The organism is uncultured Campylobacter sp., assembly GCF_938030685.1.
In the GTDB taxonomy this organism is placed as follows: domain Bacteria; phylum Campylobacterota; class Campylobacteria; order Campylobacterales; family Campylobacteraceae; genus Campylobacter_B.
In genome coordinates this window covers 1-1,748 of the sequence record NZ_CALHHX010000118.1, presented here as the reverse complement: position 1 = coordinate 1,748, position 1,748 = coordinate 1, and the positions used below count along the sequence as shown (strand labels likewise).

The window sequence follows — 1,748 nt, the reverse complement described above, 5'->3', positions numbered from 1 at the left end:
GACGCGTGCAAAATTTTACGCCGCAACGCCCTGCAAGATCTGATGCAAAAGCTCAAAAACTCCGACGCACCCGATAAGATCGAGCGTATCTTGGAGTATCAAAAAAAGATCAACCAACTCAAGTAAAGGAACGAAATGAAGGCATTGGCGCTTTTTAGCGGCGGGCTTGACTCCATGCTCGCGGTCAAACTCATCGTCTCGCAAGGCATCGAGGTGCTCGCGCTGAATATGGATATCGGATTTAGCGGCAAGGACGACAAGAGCGAGATCATGCGCCGCAGAGCCGCAGCCGCGGGGGCAGATTTTAAAAGCGTCGATATCAGAAGCGAATATCTACGTCAGGTGCTTTTCGAGCCCAAATACGGCTACGGCAAGCACTTCAACCCCTGCATCGACTGCCACGGATATATGTTTAAGACCGCGCTTGCGATGCTGCAAAACGAAGGAGCGAGCTTCATCATCACGGGCGAGGTGCTCGGACAGCGCCCGATGAGCCAACGCGCGCAGGCTCTGGCTCAGGTCGGCGGGCTTAGCGGCGATGAGGAGGGGCTGATCCTGCGTCCGCTGTGCGCGAAGCTGCTGCCGCCCACGATGCCCGAGATCAAGGGCTGGGTAGATCGCGGCGCGCTACTTGACATCAGCGGGCGCGGGCGCACTAAGCAGATGCAGCTGGCGGCGGAGTTTGGCTTTGAGGATTACGAAACGCCCGCGGGAGGCTGTCTGCTGACCGTGCAGAGCTTCAGCGAGCGGATTAAGGATGCGGTAAAATTTGAAAAGATCGAAACGCCCGCGGACGCTGAAATTTTAAAATTCGGACGTCATCTGCGCCTGCCTGAGGGCGCGAAGCTCATAATCGGGCGGGATGAGAGCGATAACAAAAAGCTTGCCGCAGTGCAAAATCCGAAATTTAGCGAGATAAAATTTAAAGATGGCGTCGTGGGCGCGCTAAGCCTGCTAAGCAGGGGCGCGAGCGAGGCGGATAGAGAGCTTGCGGCGAGGCTGGCGCTGACCTACGCCAAAACGGACGCCGCGCGCAGCTACGCCCTGCTCATAGACGGCAGCGAGCTGAGCGCAAGCCCCTTTAAGAGCAAGGATGCCGCCCGCGAATATTTTGTGTAGAATCTAAACCGCCATCCAGGTTGTATTTGATAGGCGTAAAAACGATACATAAGCGCAAGAAGCTGCGATAGCAGATACAAGAGTAAAATTTAAAAACGGCGATGTCTGAAAGGCGAGCCGAAAATGCGGGCGCCGCGAACTAAATTCGGCTATCGCAAGAGCCAAATAGGCATAAATTTAAAAGTGTAAGCCGTTAAATTTAAAAACGAAAGCGAGCAAATTTTATAAGCTTAAGGAGCGTTTATGGAGTATTTCAAACCGTTTTTCGTAAAGATCCCAGGCCGCGCCAGAGAGGACGACCATACGAGCGCGCACGATCAGATCATCGCGCCGCTACTGCAAAATGCGCTCGCCGCCTATGTCTATAACGGCCGCAAAGATAGCATCGTGGGGGCATTCGGCAGTGTGGAGCACCCGCTAAACTTAAGCGAGTTTAGTTTTCTCGTGCGCGAGCGGGGCAAATTTCGCCTCGATCTCTCGCGAGAATGCGTAAACGGCGCCGAAATCTTTTGGAACGCTTGCAGCTTTAGACGCGGCTCGGTTATTATTTTGCTCGAAGGAGAGTTTGATTTGGCGCCTATTTTGCGCCGCTGCGCCGAGATAAGCATAGACGAAACGCCAAATATGGG

2 protein-coding genes are annotated in these 1,748 nt (G+C 53.8%); both read left to right on the top strand.

All coding sequences use genetic code 11. The annotated features are described in order from the left end of the window. Positions 1-135: 135 nt before the first annotated feature. On the top strand, positions 136-1,119 hold the full coding sequence (locus Q0369_RS05495; RefSeq protein WP_298097087.1) for an argininosuccinate synthase domain-containing protein: 984 nt from the start codon (positions 136-138) through the stop codon (positions 1,117-1,119). A 243-nt stretch (positions 1,120-1,362) separates the two neighbouring features. Continuing rightward, positions 1,363-1,748, top strand: a 386-nt coding sequence (locus tag Q0369_RS05490) for a hypothetical protein (protein WP_298097084.1), incomplete at its 3' end; no start/stop codon positions are given.